The sequence below is a fragment of the Archangium lipolyticum genome (genome assembly GCF_024623785.1).
Taxonomy (GTDB): Bacteria; Myxococcota; Myxococcia; order Myxococcales; family Myxococcaceae; genus Archangium; species Archangium lipolyticum.
In genome coordinates this window covers 68816-85202 of sequence record NZ_JANKBZ010000005.1, presented here as the reverse complement: position 1 = coordinate 85202, position 16387 = coordinate 68816, and the positions used below count along the sequence as shown (strand labels likewise).

Sequence of the window (16387 nt, the reverse complement as noted above, 5' to 3'; positions counted from 1 at the left end):
CCGCCTGACAGAATCATTGACGCCCCCGGGGTCTCTTGGCAGGAAGGGTCATGCGCTCCAAGAAGACCAAGTTCATCTTCGTGACCGGCGGAGTGGTGAGCTCGCTGGGCAAGGGGCTTGCCTCCGCATCCATCGGCGCCCTGCTCGAGAATCGCGGGCTCGACATCACGCTGCTGAAGCTAGACCCCTACATCAACATCGATCCGGGCACGATGAGCCCGTTCCAGCATGGGGAGGTCTTCGTCACCGACGATGGTGGCGAGACCGACATGGACCTGGGGCACTACGAGCGCTTCACCAACGCGCGGATGTCCCGGCTCAACAACTTCACCTCCGGGCGCATCTACCACTCCGTCATCCAGAAGGAGCGCCGGGGCGAGTACCTGGGCAAGACGGTCCAGGTGATTCCGCACATCACGGATGAGATCAAGTCCTGCATCCGCCAGGCGGCGCAGGGCATGGACGCCGTCATCGTCGAGGTGGGCGGCACCGTGGGCGACATCGAGTCGCTGCCCTTCCTCGAGGCCATCCGGCAGATGCGCTACGACGTGGGCAGCGGCAACGCCGTCTACATGCACCTGACGCTGCTGCCCTACATCGGCGCGGCCGGTGAGGTGAAGACCAAGCCCACCCAGCACTCGGTGATGAAGCTGCGGGAGATCGGCATCCAGCCCGACTTCCTCATCTGCCGCACGGACCGGGAGATTTCGCGCGAGCTCAAGGACAAGATCGCCATGTTCTGCAACGTGGACAACGGCAACGTGTTCACCTCGCCGGACGTGAAGAGCATCTACGAGCTGCCGCTGGAGCTGCACCGCCAGGGCATCGACGAGCGGCTGGCGGAGACGCTCAACATCTGGACGCGCGCCGCCCGGCTGGACCGCTGGGAGGACATCATCCGCAAGGTGTACTCGCCGGGCCGCGGCGAGGTGAAGGTGGGCATCGTCGGCAAGTACGTGGACCTCAAGGAGAGCTACAAGAGCCTCAACGAGGCGCTGCTCCACGGCGGTATCGCCAACGACGTGAAGGTGGACCTGCAGTTCGTGGACTCGCAGGACGTGGAGGAGAAGGGTCCCGAGGCCCTGCTGAGCGGGGTGGACGCCATCCTGGTGCCCGGCGGCTTCGGGGTGCGCGGCACCGAGGGTAAAATCACGGCGGTGCGCTACGCCCGGGAGAAGCGGGTGCCCTTCTTCGGCATCTGCCTGGGCCTGCAGATGGCGGTGGTGGAGTTCAGCCGCAACGTGCTGGGCCTGGCCGGCTCCAACTCCTTGGAGTTCAACGAGCACACCCCCCACCCGGTGGTGACGCTCATGGAGAGCCAGGTGAAGGTGCAGGACAAGGGTGGTACCATGCGTCTGGGCAGCTACGCCTGCGCGCTCAAACCGGGCTCGCTGGCGCACAAGCTGTACGGGGAGGACGTCATCCACGAGCGGCACCGCCACCGGTACGAGGTCAACAACGCCTATCGCGGCCGGCTGCAGGAGGCGGGCCTCGTCGTGTCCGGGCACAACCCCGACCTCAACCTCGTGGAGATGATCGAGCTGCCGGACCACCCCTACTTCGTGGGCTGCCAGTTCCACCCGGAGTTCAAGAGCAAGCCCTTCGCGCCCCACCCGCTCTTCTCCGGCTTCATCCGCGCGGCCCTCACGCAGCGTGACGCGGGGAGGACGCAGGCATGAACCAGAGCATCGACCTCTGCGGCTACAAGGTCGGCCCCGGCCAGAAGCTCTTCGTCATCGCGGGCCCGGACAGCATCGAGTCCGAGGACATGGCGCTCCGGCACGCGAAGCTCCTCAAGGAGCTGACGGGCCGGCTGGGCGTGCCCTACGCCTTCAAGTGCTCCTACGACAAGGCCAACCGCACCAGCGGCAAGTCCTTCCGGGGGCCCGGCCTGAAGGAAGGCCTGCGCATCCTCGACCGGGTGAAGCGCGAAGTGGGCGTGCCCATCCTCACGGACGTCCACGAGACGAGCCACGTGGGCCCCGCCGCCGAGGTGGTGGACATCATCCAGATTCCGGCCTTCCTCTGCCGCCAGACGGACCTGGTGGAGGCGGTGGCGCGCACCGGCAAGGGCGTCAACCTCAAGAAGGGCCAGTTCGTCGCGCCCAAGGACATCGTCCACTCGGCGCGCAAGGCCGTGGAGGTGGGCAACCCCAACGTGCTCGTCACCGAGCGCGGCGCCACCTTCGGCTACAACAACCTGGTGGTGGACATGCGCGGCTTCGCCCAGATGCGCGAGGCGGGGCTCGTCGTGTGCTTCGACGCCACCCACTCCGTGCAGCTGCCCTCCTCCGGGGATGGACAGACGGGCGGAGAGCGCAAGTTCGTCTCCCTGTTGGCGCGCTCCGCCGCCGCCGCCGGAATAGACGCGCTTTTCACGGAAGTGCATGAAGACCCGGACCGTGCCCTGTGTGACGGTCCCTGCTCGCTCAATCCCCAGATGTTCGAGGACGTGCTACGTCAGGTGCTGGCCATCCGGCGCGCGCTGGGGCACGAGCCGGGGTGAAGTGAAACGAAACCGTGGGGAGGGAGTCCGAGGGGACACGACATGACGGAGCTGCCACCAAAGCCGAACAAGGACGAGCTGACGGAACGTGCCTCGCGCGTGCGTCTGCTCGTGTTCGACGTGGACGGCGTGCTCACGGATGGCGGCCTCTACTACGGTGATGGCGGCGAGGCGATGAAGCGCTTCGACGTCAAGGATGGTCACGGGCTGGTGATGGCGAGGCTGGCGGGGTTGCGCACCGCCATCCTCACCGCGCGCTCCTCCTCCATCGTGGAGGTGCGTGGCCTCGAGCTGGGTGTCACCGCCGTGCTCCAGGGCCGGAAGAACAAAGCAGCGGGTTTTCGTGAACTGCTGGCGCAGCTCGAGGTCTCCCCTGAGGAGTGTGCCTATATGGGGGATGACATCAACGACCTGGGTCCCCTGGGGATGGCGGGTCTCTCGGCGTGTCCCGCGGATGCAGCCCCCGAGGTACGCCAGGAAGTGCATTATGTGGCTCGGAGCCGAGGGGGACACGGCGCCGCGCGTGAGCTGGTGGAGCTCTGCTTGAAGGCCTCGGGCCAATGGGAGACCACCGTTCAACACATGAGAGACCCTGATGCCCTACAAGCTGTCAAGTTGTGAAATCGAAGAATTTTCGCTTCCCGCTTAGGTGTCTTATCCTATGAAGGCCGGAAGCCAGCCAGCAGTGCAGAGTGAGGGGAGTTCGATGACGGATCAGCTCTACACGACCCACGACATCAGTCGATTGCTCCAGGTGGACCCGTCCACGGTGAGCAAGTGGATCGACCGCGGCATCCTCATGGCGTTCCGGACGCCGGGTGGTCACCGGAGGGTTCGCTCGGCGGATCTCCGCACGTTCCTCATCACCCACCAGATGCCGGTGCCCGAGGAGCTGGGCAGCAGCACCGTGCGCCTGCTGGTGGTGGATGACGAGCGGCAGGTGCTCGACGCCATCAAGCGTGCCTTCAAGCCATACGCCAACCAGGTGGAGCTGCAGACGACCACCAGTGGCGTCGAGGCGCTGCTGCTGGTGAGCGAGCAGAAGCCGCACGGCATGCTCATCGACCTGAACATGCCGGACATCGACGGTATCGAGGTGTGCCGCCGCATCCGCGCCCGCAAGCAGATGGAGGGCGTGCGGCTCATCACCATGACGTCCGCCCACTCGCCCGAGGTGGTGGAGCAGTCGAAGCAGGCGGGCGCCGTGGCGTGCCTGCCCAAGCCGCTGGACGTGCAGCAGGTGCTCGACCTGTTCCGCGTGCCGCTGGCGCTCGGGGCCAACACCGCCGTCAAGCGCTAGCGCGCCAGACGACGAGAGCGGCGAAGTGTCTCCACGGGGTCCCTTCCCAGGCCCCGTGTGAGGGCGCGTCGCCGCTCGTGTATTTCGCATGCATCGGCAACGGCTCGGGGACGAGCCCCCTCTCGGGAACCCGTCCCCACCAGTTGTGATGCGTCACCTCTCCGCGTCACGCCTCAGCTGTTGACCTTCACCTCGACCACGCGGGGGCGGGACTCCTCGCGCCGCGGCAGCGTCAGGGTGAGCACGCCATTGTCGTAGCGGGCCTCCACCTTGGACGCGTCCACCGTGCGGGGCACCACGAAGGTGCGGGCGTACACGCCGAAGCTGCGCTCCAGGCGCCGCGCGCCGTCCTTGTCCGAGCGCTCCGTCTTGCGCTCCGACCTGAGCGTGAGGGTGTCGTTCTCCACCTTCACCTCGATGGCCTTCGGGTCATGTCCCGGCAGGTCCACCTGCAGGGTGATGCCCTCGGCCGTCTCGTAGATGTCCGCCGGCGGCACGAGCTCGCGCGAATCAGGGCGCAGGGACAGGTCACGGAAGAGCTGGTCGAACTCCCGCGCCATCAGGGGGCCCAGGGCGACGGCACCATTGCTCACGGCGAACGGATTCCAACGGGTCTGCATGGACGTCTCCTCATCGCGTCGCACTCCGGACGGAGTGACGGCGCGTCTCTCGACTGGGTTTGAACGGTTGTTTCCACCGCGCCGGGCCCTCGTTCCTTCGGGCCCGGCGCCTCTCACAGCTTCAAGAGAACCATGCTTCGGAACGTGTCAAGGCGACGCGCCGCGAGCCCGTTCCGGCCGGCTCAGTCGTCCTCGCGCCCCAGGTGGACGGACACCTCGTCCCCCTCGCGGGAGACGTGCACCACCCACGGCCGGCAGCACACCGGGCAGTCCTCCACGTACGTCTCCGAGGAGGGACCGCCCGGGTCCACCGCCACCTCCACCTCCTCGCCGCAGTAGGGGCACAGGTGCGTCTGCTCGTCCGCGAAGGGTTGCATCAGAAGTCTCCTCCCTGGCCGGTGGCCAGCCGAGCGAGCAGGGGCCGGTCAGGGGCCTCGCCCTCGCGCCAGCGCTGCACCCGGGGGCGCAGGCCGCCCACGTCCACGCCCTCGCAGACGGGGGGCAGGGACTCGAGCCGGTCCAGCGCGCGGGAGAAGAGCGTCCACGCCCCCCGGACATTGCCCGCGTCCCGCTTCAGCCAGCCCGCCGCCACGAGGATGAGGCCCTGGAGGAGCAGCCGGCGCGGGCCGCGCTCGTGCGTCCAGGCCTCCTCCCAGGCCTCGTGGGCCTCGAAGAAGTGCCCCGCGTTGAAGAGCGCCACCCCTTCTGCCAGGCAGGTATCGAATCCTCGCGGCATCGAACGCGACTCCGGGCTCCTTCCTCCGTAGACTGACGAGCATGGCCGCACCTCGCAACCGTATCGGAGAGATTCTCGTCAAGGCCCGCGTCATCGACGAGATGCAGCTTCGCAGCGCGCTCGCCCAGCACGACCAGTGGGGCGGACGCCTGTCGCGCATCGTCACCGACATGGGGCTCGCCGCGGAGGACACCCTCACCGAGGCCATTGCCCAGGGCCTGGGCGTGCAGCGCGTCCAGCTGGGCACCGCCAAGGATCCGGGCGCCCTCGCGAAGCTGGACGTCACCTTCGCCGAGCAGAAGGGCGTCTTCCCCGTGGCCCTGCGCGACAACGGCAAGACGCTCGTGCTCGCCATGGCGGACCCGTCCGACCTGCAGACCATCGATCAGGTGGCCGCGCGCAGCCGCACGCGCGTCATCCCCATGGTGGCGGGAGACCGGGAGATCGAGAACGCCATCATGCGGCACTACCGCAACATGGAGCCGTCCCTCACGCCAACGGGCATGCGCAGGGACAAGCCCTCGGGCGACGAGGACGAGTTCAAGATCGTCGACATGAGCGGCAAGACGGTGAGGAAGTCCCTCGCCGACATCTCCCCGAAGCTGGCCGAGGAGAACGCCCAGCGCCAGGCGGCGGCCGCCGCGACCCCGCGTCCCGGTGGAGGGGCGAGCGCCGCGGATCTGCTCGATGAGATCCTCAGCGCCTCGCCCGCCCCGGCCGAGGTGTTCTCCCCCGAGGAGATGCAGCGGCTGCAGACGGTGCAGGTCAACCAGGAGAAGAGCTCCAAGATTTTGCGCGCCCTGCTCGAGCTGCTGCTGGAGAAGGGCGCCATCCAGCAGAGGGAGCTGGCGGCGCGCATGCGCGCCTCGTGAGCCGTCCTAGCCGAGCACCTCCTGGAGCTCGCGAGCGCTGAGTCCCAGGAGGTAGAGGATGGTGTCCAGGCCGCCGGCGGAGATGGAGGTATCGGCCGCCTGGCGCAGCTTGGGCTTGGCGCGGAAGGCGATGCCCAGGCCCGCGCGCTCCAGCATCAGCAGGTCGTTCGCACCGTCACCCACCGCGATGACCTGGTCGAGGAGGATGCCCTCCGCCTGGGCGATGTTCTCCAGCAGCTCCGCCTTGCGGCGCGCGTTGACGATGGGCCCGAGCGTGCGCCCGGTGAGCTTGCCGTCCGCCTCCTCCAGCATGTTGGAGTGGGCGTAGTCGATACCCAGCCGTGCCTTGAGGGCCTCGGCCGCCACGGAGAAGCCGCCGCTGATGATGGCGGTGCGGTAGCCCAGCCGCTTGAGCACCCGGATGAGCGTCTCCGCGCCCTGGGTGAGCGGGAGGTTGGCGGCGAGATCCCTCAGCACCTTCGCGTCCATGCCCTTCAGCAGCGCCACGCGCTGGCGCAGGGACTCGTCGTAGTCCATCTCCCCATGCATGGCGCGCTCGGTGATGCGCACCACCTGCTCCCCCACCCCGTACGCCCGCGCCAGCTCGTCGATGACCTCGATGCGGATGAGCGTGGAGTCCATGTCCATCACCACCAACCGCTTGCTGCGCCGGTAGAGGCTCTCGCGCTGCAGCGCCACGTCGAAGGCGCTGGTGGACATGGCCAGCTCCAGCAACGAGCGCTTGAGCTCCTCCGGATCCCTCTCCGGCGGCAGGGCGATGTGGATCTCCACCGAGCCGAGCTCCGCGTCGGACAGGCGGTTGATGCGCTCGATGTTGGCCCCGTGCCGGGCCAGGCGCTCGGCGACGGCGTGCAGCTCGCGGGCTCCCAGGGCGCCCACCACGGTGACGACATGGCGGCTGAGGCTCGGGGCGACGGGAGTGCTCGGTCCCTCCACCGGCTTGAAGTCCAGCGACATGCCGAGCTCCTTCGCCGCGAAGAGCAGCTCCTTGAGGACGCTGCGCGTCTCGGGCAGGCGCACCAGCAGGGACAGGGTGAGCTGGCCGTGCACCACCACCTGCTCGATGTCGAGCAATACCGCGCCCACCTCGGACAGGATGCCGGTCAGGCGGGCCAGGATGCCGGGCTCGTCCCGTCCGGTGACGGTGACGAGCACGGAGTCTTGCGAATTCGGGCTGTTGCTCATGGAGGACGAGTTTTACAGCCTGGCCCGTCCACCGCGAGCACTCGTTACTGTGGCTCGGAGGACAGGATGAGGTCGCCCCTGGCGAGGAACTGCGCCTCGGTGAAGGACTTGTAGAAGTCCTCCAGCATCGTGTCGATGTCCGGGTAGCGCTGGTCCACCCGGTCATGGGTCATCTTGTCGAAGATGGCGTCCAGGCCGGCGGGAGCCTCGGGGTTGACCTCGGAGGGCAGCGGCGAGCGGCGGCCGGGAATCTGCCCGGTGAGCATCTCGTAGAGGATGATGCCCAGCCCGTAGACGTCCGAGGCGGGGCCGGCATCCTTCGCGCGCTGCGGCTGGAGGAGCTCGGGCGCCAGGTAGGCCATGCCACCGGCCCCCACGAAGACCTGGGGCAGGCCCTTGGAGGCGTCCTGCTCCACCACGCGGCTCAGGCCGAAGTCACCCAGCTTCGCGTTGCCGTAGAGGTCGAAGAGGACGTTCTCCGGCTTGAGGTTGTGGTGCGTGAGGCCCACGGCGTGCGCGGCGCGCAGCGCATAGGCGAGCTGCAGGAAGCAGCGCATGGCCAGGGACACCGGCACGCCCTTGCCTCCACCCTCTTCCAGCTTGTCCTTGAGGCTGCCGTGCAGCAGCTCCAGCACGTAGTAGGGCCGGGCCGCCTCCGCGTTCTGGTCCAGCACCTGGATGATGCCCGGGTGGCGCACCTGGGCCTGCGCGCACAGCTCCTTCCTCAGCCGCTTGAGCACCTCGCCGCGCTGCAGGAAGGAGAAGTAGCCGAAGATGTCCTTCAGCTCCTTGACGCAGATGTCCAGCCCGAGCGCGTTGAAGCGGCCCTTGTAGGCGGTCCCGAGAGGCCCGGAGCCGATGGCCTCAAGCTTCTGGTAGCGCTGGTCCAGCACCTCGGCGGCCTTGGGAGCGGGAGAGGTGGCCAGCGGAGGGATGGGCGCGGGGGCGGGAGCGGGCATCGGAGCGGGGGGCGCGACGGGAGCGGCGGGGGGAACGGGCACGGCGGGCGGCAGGGGGACGGCCTCGTTGCGCATGCTCGCCACCGGGGGAGGCACGGGCACGGACGGCGGCAGCGGCACCTCCAACGCCACGGACGCGCGAGCCCTCGGCAACGCGGGCGGCTGCTCCACGTGCGGCAGCACCTCGTTCTCGTCCAGGAGGATGTCCGGAGGGGGAGGCGGCATGCTCGGGTCGCCCTCCTCGTCATCGGCCGGGACGGCGTCGTCCCCGAGCAGCTGCTCGGCGAAGAACTCGTCCACCTCCAGGGAGAACTTGTCCTGCAGCTCGCCGTCCACCACGCGCTCACCCGGCTCGGTGAGACGCAGCTGCGCCTCCCGCGGGTCCAGCGCGATGTAGAGGTACTTGCGAAGGAAGAGGTAGTAGCTGTCGAACTCCAGCGAGACGGAGGGCTCGAGCGAGGCCTTCACATCGGCCAGCTTGTTCGAGCGCCCCAGACGGCCGTTCTCCTTCAGACTCCGGAGGATGAACAGCGCCTCGCCGCAGACGGTATCGCGGTGGATGGCGGACTTGGGCATGCGAGCCGGACTCTAGCCGTCCCGGCTCCGCGCCACAAAGCGGGCCTCCCCTCCGACTGTCAGGGAATGTGAAGCAGCTGCTTCACGGTCTCCAGCACTTCCTGGAAGCGCACGGGCTTGCGCAGGTAGATGTCCACGCCCAGTTGCATGGCGCGCTCACGCGCCTCGGGGCCTCCCGCGGAGATGGCCACCACGGGAATGGACTTGAGCGGCTCCTCGGCGCGGATGCGCTCGATGAGCGCGAACCCGTCCATCACCGGCATGTACAGGTCCGTCATCACCAGGCTGAAGCGGCTGGAGCGCAGGGCCTGCAGCGCGTGGTGCCCATCCGGAGAGAAATGCACCTCCAGCGGCACCTTGCCCGCCAGTTCGCCGCTCGCCAGCTTCTTGAGCACGTAGCTGTACATCTCCACGATGTGCGGGTTGTCCTCGACGATGAGGACGCGATAACCCTCGGCGGGGAGCGCCTTCTGGTCCGATGCGCGGGTCTGTCCTGCCGAACTCAAGATTTCACCCAATCGCTGCCGGTCCTGATCGCGCACCACCCGGATGCCGACACCACCCGGCGCCTCGGCCGACGCTGGCCTTACCCACGCCACCGTCCCCACGACTTCTACCGGATTCAGCAGCCCCGGGAAAGAAAGTGCCAACCCCACCTCTTCACCGGCCGTGAATACACGGTCCGTCTGGACGAAGATGCCCCCCTTGGAGAGGTTCTCCGTCACGGCCGCCATCCGAGCCTGATCCGGGAAGCGCACCCGCAGCACGAGCGGCACTCGGGGCTCATCTCGCTTGTCGTCTGATCCCCGATTCATAACAAGGGGTTGAAATCGCTCGGCATTTCGCTGATGGGACGGAGTGTAGCTCCGAGGGTTTATGTTGACAACGCGGCCATTCGAGCCTTACGAAGCGCCCGCCATGGCGGAGCCCCTGTTCACCCCCGAAGAGCAGAAGAAGTTCGACGCGGAGATCGCGGAGATCCTCTCGCACTACCCCGCGGATCGGAAGAGCGCAGCGATGCTGCCCGCGCTCCGGCTGCTGCAGGAGTTGAAAGGCTGGCTGCCCCCCGAGGGACTCAAGCTGGTCGCCAGCCGGTTGGGCGTCACCCCCGAGCGCGCCTACGAGGTGGCGAGCTTCTACGTGATGTACCACCTCAAGAAGCCCGGCAAGTACACCGTCGACGTCTGCACCAATCTCTCCTGCTCCCTCTGGGGCGCGGAGAAGATGCTCGCCTACCTGGAGCAGAAGCTCGGGCTGAAGGCCGGTGAGTCGAACGAGCGCTTCTTCCTGCGCGAGACCGAGTGCCTGGCCTCTTGCGGCACCGCGCCGTGCCTGCAAATCAACGAGGAGCACCACGAGAGCCTGACGAAGGCCAAGGTCGACGCGATCTTCGACAAGCTCCCCTGAACTCCTGCATCAAGGAACCTGATTCCATGGCGACAACGGCATTTGAACCGATCATCTCGAGCGCCTGGGGGAAGCCCAACTCCTGGACGCTGGATGAGTACCGGAAGCGCGGTGGCTACAAGGGCCTGGAGAAGGCCCTGGAGCTGACGCCCGCGCAGATCATCGACGAGGTGAAGAAGTCCAACCTCCGCGGGCGCGGCGGAGCGGGCTTCCCCACGGGCCTCAAGTGGAGCTTCGTCCCCAAGGACAGCCCCAAGCCCAAGTACCTCGCGGTCAACGGCGACGAGTCCGAGCCGGGCACCTTCAAGGACCGCTACATCCTCGAGAACGACCCGCACATGATGCTGGAGGGCATCGCCATCGCGTCCTACGCGCTGGGCGTGCACACCTGCTACGTGTACCTGCGCGGCGAGTTCAAGCTGCAGGCGGAGCGCGCCAACGCGGCCATCCGCGAGGCCTACGCCGCCGGCATCTTCGGCAAGAAGATGCTGGGCAAGGACTACCAGCTCGACTGCTACGTGGTGCGCGGCGCGGGCGCCTACATCTGCGGCGAGGAGACGGCGCTGCTCGAGAGCCTCGAGGGCAAGAAGGGCTGGCCCCGCCTCAAGCCGCCGTTCCCCGCGGTGGTGGGCCTGTTCGGCTGCCCCACGGTGGTGAACAACGTGGAGACGCTCGCCAGCGTGCCCCACGTCTTCACCCGCGGCTCGGCCTGGTACGCGGGCCTTGGCACCGACAAGTCGGGTGGCACCCGTCTGGTGTGCCTCTCCGGCACGGTGAACCGGCCGGGCGTCTACGAGGTGCCGCTGCACACCACCTTCACCGAGCTCATCTTCGACGACAAGTACGGCCGGGGCCTGCCCGCGGGCCGCAAGGTGAAGGCCGTCATCCCCGGCGGCTCGTCGGCCCCCATCCTCAGCCCGGACGAGCTGGACATCGCCATGGAGTTCGAGGCCGTCAAGGTCAAGCAGACCATGGCGGGCTCCGGCGGCGTCATCGTCATGGACGACACCACCTGCATGGTGCGCAGCCTGTGGCGCGTGGCCCGCTTCTACGCCGAGGAGTCGTGCGGCCAGTGCACGCCGTGCCGCGAGGGCACCCCCTGGCAGACGCGCCTCTTGCGGAAGATCGAAGAGGGCCGCGGCGAGCCGGGTGACGTGGAGATCCTGAGCAACGTGGCGTCCTCCATCGCGCCCTACCCGCCCATCGGCCTGGGCAACACCATCTGCGCGCTGGGCGATGCCGCGGCGCTGCCGACGCATTCCTTCCTCATGCGCTTCCGCGACGAGTTCGAGGCGCACATCCGCGAGCACCGCTGCCCGTTCGGCGACAAGCCCTGGGGCGCGTTCGGAGAGTGGTCGTGAACATCGAGCTGATTCTCTTCGGAGCCTTCGCGCTCCTGACGCTGCTGTCGGCCGGGCTGGTCATCTTCGCCAAGAGCCCCATCAGCTCCGCGATGTCGCTGGTGGCCACGTTCTTCTTCCTGGCCGGCATCTACGTGCTGCTGTGGGCCCACACCGTGGCGGTGCTGCAGGTGCTGGTCTACGCGGGCGCCATCATGGTGCTCTTCCTCTTCGTCATCATGCTGCTCAACCTGGGCGAGTCCACCTCGACCGGGCCGCGGCTGACGCTCTCGCGCATCGCGGGCGGGGCGGCGGCGGCGGGGCTGCTTGCGGTGCTGGTGGTGGCCATCTGGCGGATGCCGGAGCGCGTCGAGACGTTCACGGGCGCGCAGGCGGTGGCCAACGGCTTCGGCACCCTGGCGGTCATCGGCCAGACCATCTACACCAAGTGGCTGCTGCCCTTCGAGGCCGTCAGCCTCCTGCTGCTGGTGGGCATGGTGGGCGCGGTGGTGGTGGCCAAGTCGCGGATTTGAGCCCGTCCCCTTCAACCCTCTGCTAGAAGGCGGGCGGCGCTCGCCCTCCCCCAAGTCCGGCCATGGTCCCGATCTCGTACTACCTGATCCTCGCCGCAGCCCTGTTCTGCCTCGGCATGTTCGGCGTGCTCATCCGCCGCAACGCCCTGGTGGTGTTCATGTGCGTGGAGCTGATGCTCAACGCGGCGAACCTGACGTTTCTCGCCTTCGCCAAACAGAACGGCGACCTGACGGGCCACGTGTCCGCCTTCTTCGTGATCGCGGTCGCGGCGGCCGAGGCCTCCATCGGCCTCGCCATCGTCATCGCCGTGTTCCGCAGCCGAGGCACCGTCAACATCGACGAAATCCGGACGATGAAGCACTGACGGCCCGGCCCCTCCTTCCGCCAAGAGAGCCCCTCTGCCCATGGAAGCCCTCAAGCAATTCTTCATGACCGCGCCGGTGGACCCCGCCACCTTCGCGCAGTCCCTGTGGCTCATCATCGCGCTGCCGCTGTTGGGCGCGTTCGTGTGCGGCGTGTTCGGCAAGATGCTGGGCCGCGGCAACGTCCACCTGATCGCGTGCGCGACGGTGGCCGGTTCCTTCGTGCTGTCCGTGCTGGCCTTCTGGTCCGTCAGCCACGTGCAGGGCGGCACTCCGGTGGCCATGGAGAGCGTCTACTCGCCCAACGCCATCCGCTACGCCATCGGTTACGACTACGGCACCTGGTTCTCCGTGGGTACCTTCCGGGTGAACTTCGGCCTGCTGGTGGACCACCTGTCCGGAACGCTCCTGCTGGTCATCACCGGCGTGGGCTTCCTCATCCACCTGTACTCCACCAGCTACATGGAGCACGACGACGGGTACTGGCGGTACTTCGCGTACCTCAACCTGTTCGTGGCGGCCATGCTCACGCTGGTGCTGGCCGACAACCTCGTCCTGCTCTTCGTGGGCTGGGAGGGTGTCGGTATGGCCAGCTACCTGCTCATCGGCTTCTGGTACACGGACGCGGCCAAGGCGTGGGCGGGGCGCAAGGCGTTCATCACCAACCGCATCGGTGACTTCGCGTTCCTCATCGCCACCTTCCTCATCGTGCTGCTGGTCAGCGCCTTCAACAGCCAGGCGAACGTGGCCAACTTCACCACGGTGAGCGGCGCCGCAGAGACCGCCCAGGTGCGCTTCCGCGAGGGCCAGCAGCTCAAGGGCCCCGTGGCCTTCCAGGGCCTGGAGGTCCTGGCCAACGCGCTGCCGCAGAACGCGAAGGTCAACGCCCAGGCGGCCGTCACCTTGGAGACGCCCATCGCGGAGGGGCCGCTCGCCGGCCGCACCTTCGGTGGCGTGCTGACGGTGGCGCTGCTCCTGTTCCTCCTGGGTGCGGCGGGCAAGAGCGCCCAGTTCCCGCTGTACGTCTGGCTGCCGGACGCCATGGCCGGTCCGACCCCCGTCTCCGCCCTCATCCACGCGGCGACGATGGTGACCGCGGGCGTCTACCTCTTCAGCCGCATGAGCTTCCTGCTGGTGCTCAGCCCCACCGCCATGACGACGGTGGCCATCATCGGCACCATCACCTCGCTGCTGGCCGCGCTCATCGCCTTCGCGCAGGACGACATCAAGAAGGTGCTCGCCTACTCCACGGTGTCCCAGCTGGGCATCATGTTCATGGGCGTGGGCGCCGGCATCTTCTGGGCGGCGGTGCTGCACCTCGTCACCCACGCGTTCTTCAAGGCCTGCCTCTTCCTCGGCGCCGGTAGCGTCATGCACGGCAACGCGGACGAGACGGACATCAAGAAGCTGGGCGGCCTGCGTCACGAGATGAAGTGGACGTGGGGCACCTTCCTGGTGGCCACCCTGGCCATCACCGGTATCGTCCCGCTCTCCGGCTTCTTCTCCAAGGACGCCATCTTCCACGGCCTGCACCACAACCACCTGCACGGCTACGAGAGCGTCACCCACGCGCTGTACTACGTGGGCCTGCTCATCGCGGCGAGCACCGCCTTCTACATGTCGCGCGCCTACCTGCTCACCTTCGAGGGCAAGCGCTCGCCGGAGGCGAAGATCGCCCACGCGCACGAGAGCGCCTGGCAGATGACGCTGCCGCTGGTGGTGCTGGCGGTGCTCAGCGTGGTGGCGCTGGTGTACGCGCTGCCGCTGATGCCGGGCCGCAGCGGGCCCCAGCCGGTGATGGAGAACTTCCTGGGCCCCGTGTTCGCCAGCGCCGAGCGCATCGCCGGCCGCGCCGACCTGGTGAAGCTGGACCACAGCGTTCCCGGCTTCGGGGACTACCTCTTCGCCTGGCTGGTGGCGCTGACGGGCGGTGCCGCGGCGGCCTTCCTGTACATGAAGTACTTCCCCGCGCAGGTGGGCAAGCCGGCTCCGGCCTTCGCCCGCTCGGTGCGCCGCTTCACCCAGAACAAGTTCTACGTGGATGAGGCCTACGAGTTCCTGGTCATCCGGCCGGTGAAGAACGTGAGCGGCATCCTCTACAAGCTGGTGGACACGCTCCTCATCGACACGGTGGCGGTGCGCGGTACCGCGTGGGTCACGGCCCGCGTGGGCAGCGCCCTGCGCTACGTGCAGACGGGAGATGCACAGGGCTATGCCGCGGTGATGGCCCTGGCCCTGCTCGGCGGCGCGGTCTACGCGCTCATCCAGGTGCTGCAATGAGCTTCTTCGATACCCATCTGCTCAACATCGTCGTCTACCTGCCGCTGCTCTTCGCGGCCCTCATCTGGCTGCTCCCGGGCACCGAGCGCGGGCAGATCCGCACCCTCACGTTCATCGGCATGCTGGTGGACCTGGTGTTCGGCGTCTGGGCCTACATGCGCTTCGAGCCGGGAGGGGCCGAGTTCCAGCTCGAGTACCGCACCCGGTGGCTCGAGCAGCTCGGTGTCAGCTACCACATCGGCGTGGACGGCCTGGCCATCAGCCTGCTGCTGCTGACCGTGTTCCTCGGGCCCCTGGTGGTGATGGCCTCGCAGACGTACATCACCGAGCGCGTGAAGGAGTTCCACCTGTCGCTCCTCGCGCTGCAGACGGTGATGCTCGGCGCGCTGGTGTCCCTGGACGTGCTGCTCTTCTACGTCTTCTGGGAGGCCATGCTCATCCCCATGTACCTGCTGGTGGGCGTGTGGGGCAGCGAGGACCGCCAGATGGCGGCCGTGAAGTTCTTCCTCTACACCCTGGTGGGCTCGCTGCTGATGCTGGTGGCGATCGTCGCCGTGTACTTCATGAGCAGCACGCCGGGGAACCGCTCCTTCGACTACGCCGCCATCTACAACAGCCTGGTGGCCGCCAACCGGGAGATCTCCACCTGCATGGCCACCGGTGGTGACTGCGGGCAGCTCGCGGGTCTGGCCGGAACGCTCTACCGCTGGGGCCCCTGGCTGTTCGCCGCCTTCGCGCTGGCCTTCGCCATCAAGGTCCCGATGTGGCCGGTCCACACGTGGTTGCCGGATGCCCACGTGCAGGCGCCCGTGGCGGGCTCCATGATCCTGGCCGGCGTGATGCTGAAGATGGGTACCTTCGGCTTCTGGCGCTTCGCGATTCCCTTCTTCCCGGCGGCGACGCACCAGGCCCGGCCCTTCCTGTCGGCCCTGGCCGTCATCGGCATCGTCTACGGCGCGCTCATGTGCCTGGCGCAGCGGGACATCAAGAAGCTCATCGCCTACTCCTCGGTCAGCCACCTGGGCTACTGCATGCTGGGCATGCTGGCGCTCACCGCCGAGGGCGCCACCGGCAGCGCCTACCAGATGCTCAACCACGGCGTGTCCACGGGCGCGCTGTTCCTCCTGTTCGGCTTCCTCTACGAGCGGCGCCACACCCGCCTGATGTCCGACTACGGCGGCATCGCCAAGGTGGTGCCGGTGTACACGGCCTCCTTCCTCATCATCACCTTCTCGTCCGTGGCGGTGCCGGGCACCAACGGCTTCGTGGGCGAGTTCCTGGTGCTCCTGGGTACCTTCAAGAGCAACCTGGGCCTGGCCGTCGGTGCGCTGGCCGCCCTGGGCGTCATCCTCGGCGCGGCGTACATGCTGTGGATGGTGCAGAAGGTGTTCTTCGGCCCCCTCACCCACCGCGAGAACCAGCACCTGTCGGACCTGAGCCTGCGCGAGTTCGCCACGGTGCTGCCCTTCCTCATCCTGGTGGTGGTGATGGGCCTGATGCCGCAGCCCTTCCTGGACCGCATCAACCCGTCCACCGAGCGTTTCATCACCCGCGCCAACCTGGGCGCCCCCGGCAGCAAGGTGCAGCCCGGTGACGTGAAGATCACCGTGATGCCCCTGCCTCCCTCCGGAATGGCCGCCGCCCCCACCGCCCAGCCGTCGGGCCAGCTCGCCGACCGGCGCTAGTCGA

At 67.7% G+C, this 16387-nt stretch carries 17 protein-coding genes; 11 read left to right on the top strand and 6 right to left on the bottom strand.

Features of this window, described 5'->3' with window-relative positions:
• The first annotated feature begins 50 nt into the window (after positions 1 to 50).
• The 4 genes from NR810_RS13255 to NR810_RS13240 all read left to right on the top strand — a co-directional run bounded on the left by NR810_RS13255 (position 51) and on the right by NR810_RS13240 (position 3806).
• Positions 51 to 1679 carry a CTP synthase gene (locus NR810_RS13255; RefSeq protein WP_257452304.1) on the top strand — a complete coding sequence of 543 codons (1629 nt, stop codon included), beginning with the start codon at positions 51 to 53 and terminating at the stop codon, positions 1677 to 1679.
• Positions 1676 to 2506: a 3-deoxy-8-phosphooctulonate synthase gene (gene kdsA, locus NR810_RS13250; RefSeq protein WP_257452301.1), complete on the top strand. Its 831-nt coding sequence runs from the start codon at positions 1676 to 1678 to the stop codon at positions 2504 to 2506. Before NR810_RS13255 ends, kdsA begins: the two co-directional genes overlap by 4 nt.
• A gap of 42 nt (positions 2507 to 2548) precedes the next feature.
• Positions 2549 to 3127, top strand: coding sequence for a KdsC family phosphatase (locus NR810_RS13245; protein WP_257452297.1), 579 nt, complete (start codon positions 2549 to 2551; stop codon positions 3125 to 3127).
• Between the two features lie 85 nt (positions 3128 to 3212).
• A complete protein-coding gene (locus tag NR810_RS13240; protein ID WP_204221889.1) occupies positions 3213 to 3806 on the top strand; it encodes a response regulator in 594 nt (197 codons plus the stop codon).
• Positions 3807 to 3979: 173 nt separating this feature from the next.
• Here the strand turns inward: NR810_RS13240 and NR810_RS13235 are convergent, their stop codons facing one another.
• The 3 genes from NR810_RS13235 to NR810_RS13225 all read right to left on the bottom strand — a co-directional run bounded on the left by NR810_RS13235 (position 3980) and on the right by NR810_RS13225 (position 5162).
• A complete protein-coding gene (locus NR810_RS13235) occupies positions 3980 to 4426 on the bottom strand; it encodes an Hsp20/alpha crystallin family protein (RefSeq protein ID WP_257452292.1) in 447 nt (148 codons plus the stop codon).
• Positions 4427 to 4608: 182 nt separating this feature from the next.
• Positions 4609 to 4803 (bottom strand): CPXCG motif-containing cysteine-rich protein, encoded by a 195-nt coding sequence (locus tag NR810_RS13230; protein ID WP_257452290.1) that lies wholly within the window; start codon positions 4801 to 4803, stop codon positions 4609 to 4611.
• Positions 4803 to 5162 (bottom strand): DUF309 domain-containing protein, encoded by a 360-nt coding sequence (locus tag NR810_RS13225; protein ID WP_257452287.1) that lies wholly within the window; start codon positions 5160 to 5162, stop codon positions 4803 to 4805. The genes NR810_RS13230 and NR810_RS13225 overlap by 1 nt, the downstream gene beginning before the upstream one ends.
• A gap of 41 nt (positions 5163 to 5203) precedes the next feature.
• On the opposite strand from NR810_RS13225, the gene NR810_RS13220 reads away from it, so the two are divergent.
• The gene (locus tag NR810_RS13220; protein ID WP_257452284.1) at positions 5204 to 6034 is read left to right on the top strand and encodes a GspE/PulE/PilB domain-containing protein; all 831 of its coding nucleotides are present in this window, start codon (positions 5204 to 5206) and stop codon (positions 6032 to 6034) included.
• A 6-nt stretch (positions 6035 to 6040) separates the two neighbouring features.
• On the opposite strand, the gene serB is transcribed toward NR810_RS13220, so the two are convergent.
• The 3 genes from serB to NR810_RS13205 are packed head-to-tail and all read right to left on the bottom strand — an operon-like array spanning position 6041 to position 9590.
• Positions 6041 to 7240, bottom strand: a complete 1200-nt coding sequence (serB, locus tag NR810_RS13215) for a phosphoserine phosphatase SerB (protein WP_257452282.1) — start codon at positions 7238 to 7240, stop codon at positions 6041 to 6043.
• Between the two features lie 44 nt (positions 7241 to 7284).
• Positions 7285 to 8775 (bottom strand): serine/threonine-protein kinase, encoded by a 1491-nt coding sequence (locus tag NR810_RS13210; RefSeq protein ID WP_257452280.1) that lies wholly within the window; start codon positions 8773 to 8775, stop codon positions 7285 to 7287.
• Positions 8776 to 8834: 59 nt separating this feature from the next.
• A complete protein-coding gene (locus NR810_RS13205) occupies positions 8835 to 9590 on the bottom strand; it encodes a TIGR02266 family protein (protein ID WP_257452277.1) in 756 nt (251 codons plus the stop codon).
• 103 nt (positions 9591 to 9693) lie between these two features.
• On the opposite strand from NR810_RS13205, the gene NR810_RS13200 reads away from it, so the two are divergent.
• The 6 genes from NR810_RS13200 (at position 9694) to NR810_RS13175 (ending at position 16383) form a co-directional block, all read left to right on the top strand.
• On the top strand, positions 9694 to 10182 hold the full coding sequence (locus tag NR810_RS13200; protein ID WP_257452275.1) for an NADH-quinone oxidoreductase subunit NuoE family protein: 489 nt from the start codon (positions 9694 to 9696) through the stop codon (positions 10180 to 10182).
• Positions 10183 to 10208: 26 nt separating this feature from the next.
• Entirely contained in the window at positions 10209 to 11543 is a 1335-nt protein-coding gene (gene nuoF / locus NR810_RS13195; protein WP_257452272.1) for an NADH-quinone oxidoreductase subunit NuoF, read from the top strand.
• The gene (locus NR810_RS13190) at positions 11540 to 12055 is read left to right on the top strand and encodes an NADH-quinone oxidoreductase subunit J (protein ID WP_257452270.1); all 516 of its coding nucleotides are present in this window, start codon (positions 11540 to 11542) and stop codon (positions 12053 to 12055) included. The genes nuoF and NR810_RS13190 overlap by 4 nt, the downstream gene beginning before the upstream one ends.
• Positions 12056 to 12117: 62 nt before the next feature.
• Positions 12118 to 12420, top strand: coding sequence for an NADH-quinone oxidoreductase subunit NuoK (nuoK, locus tag NR810_RS13185; RefSeq protein WP_257452267.1), 303 nt, complete (start codon positions 12118 to 12120; stop codon positions 12418 to 12420).
• A gap of 40 nt (positions 12421 to 12460) precedes the next feature.
• The gene (nuoL, locus tag NR810_RS13180; protein ID WP_257452265.1) at positions 12461 to 14698 is read left to right on the top strand and encodes an NADH-quinone oxidoreductase subunit L; all 2238 of its coding nucleotides are present in this window, start codon (positions 12461 to 12463) and stop codon (positions 14696 to 14698) included.
• Complete coding sequence (locus NR810_RS13175; RefSeq protein ID WP_257452253.1) at positions 14695 to 16383, top strand: complex I subunit 4 family protein; 1689 nt, start codon at positions 14695 to 14697, stop codon at positions 16381 to 16383. Before nuoL ends, NR810_RS13175 begins: the two co-directional genes overlap by 4 nt.
• Positions 16384 to 16387: the final 4 nt, after the last annotated feature.

Excerpts from the sequence above, each read along its gene's own strand:
- NR810_RS13255 (WP_257452304.1), top strand. The coding sequence starts at position 51 with ATGCGCTCCAAGAAGACCAAGTTCATCTTCGTGACCGGCGGAGTGGTG.
- kdsA (WP_257452301.1), top strand. The coding sequence starts at position 1,676 with ATGAACCAGAGCATCGACCTCTGCGGCTACAAGGTCGGCCCCGGCCAG.
- NR810_RS13245 (WP_257452297.1), top strand. The coding sequence starts at position 2,549 with ATGACGGAGCTGCCACCAAAGCCGAACAAGGACGAGCTGACGGAACGT.
- NR810_RS13240 (WP_204221889.1), top strand. The coding sequence starts at position 3,213 with ATGACGGATCAGCTCTACACGACCCACGACATCAGTCGATTGCTCCAG.
- NR810_RS13235 (WP_257452292.1), bottom strand. The coding sequence starts at position 4,426 with ATGCAGACCCGTTGGAATCCGTTCGCCGTGAGCAATGGTGCCGTCGCC.
- NR810_RS13230 (WP_257452290.1), bottom strand. The coding sequence starts at position 4,803 with ATGCAACCCTTCGCGGACGAGCAGACGCACCTGTGCCCCTACTGCGGC.
- NR810_RS13225 (WP_257452287.1), bottom strand. The coding sequence starts at position 5,162 with ATGCCGCGAGGATTCGATACCTGCCTGGCAGAAGGGGTGGCGCTCTTC.
- NR810_RS13220 (WP_257452284.1), top strand. The coding sequence starts at position 5,204 with ATGGCCGCACCTCGCAACCGTATCGGAGAGATTCTCGTCAAGGCCCGC.
- serB (WP_257452282.1), bottom strand. The coding sequence starts at position 7,240 with ATGAGCAACAGCCCGAATTCGCAAGACTCCGTGCTCGTCACCGTCACC.
- NR810_RS13210 (WP_257452280.1), bottom strand. The coding sequence starts at position 8,775 with ATGCCCAAGTCCGCCATCCACCGCGATACCGTCTGCGGCGAGGCGCTG.
- NR810_RS13205 (WP_257452277.1), bottom strand. The coding sequence starts at position 9,590 with ATGAATCGGGGATCAGACGACAAGCGAGATGAGCCCCGAGTGCCGCTC.
- NR810_RS13200 (WP_257452275.1), top strand. The coding sequence starts at position 9,694 with ATGGCGGAGCCCCTGTTCACCCCCGAAGAGCAGAAGAAGTTCGACGCG.
- nuoF (WP_257452272.1), top strand. The coding sequence starts at position 10,209 with ATGGCGACAACGGCATTTGAACCGATCATCTCGAGCGCCTGGGGGAAG.
- nuoK (WP_257452267.1), top strand. The coding sequence starts at position 12,118 with ATGGTCCCGATCTCGTACTACCTGATCCTCGCCGCAGCCCTGTTCTGC.
- nuoL (WP_257452265.1), top strand. The coding sequence starts at position 12,461 with ATGGAAGCCCTCAAGCAATTCTTCATGACCGCGCCGGTGGACCCCGCC.
- NR810_RS13175 (WP_257452253.1), top strand. The coding sequence starts at position 14,695 with ATGAGCTTCTTCGATACCCATCTGCTCAACATCGTCGTCTACCTGCCG.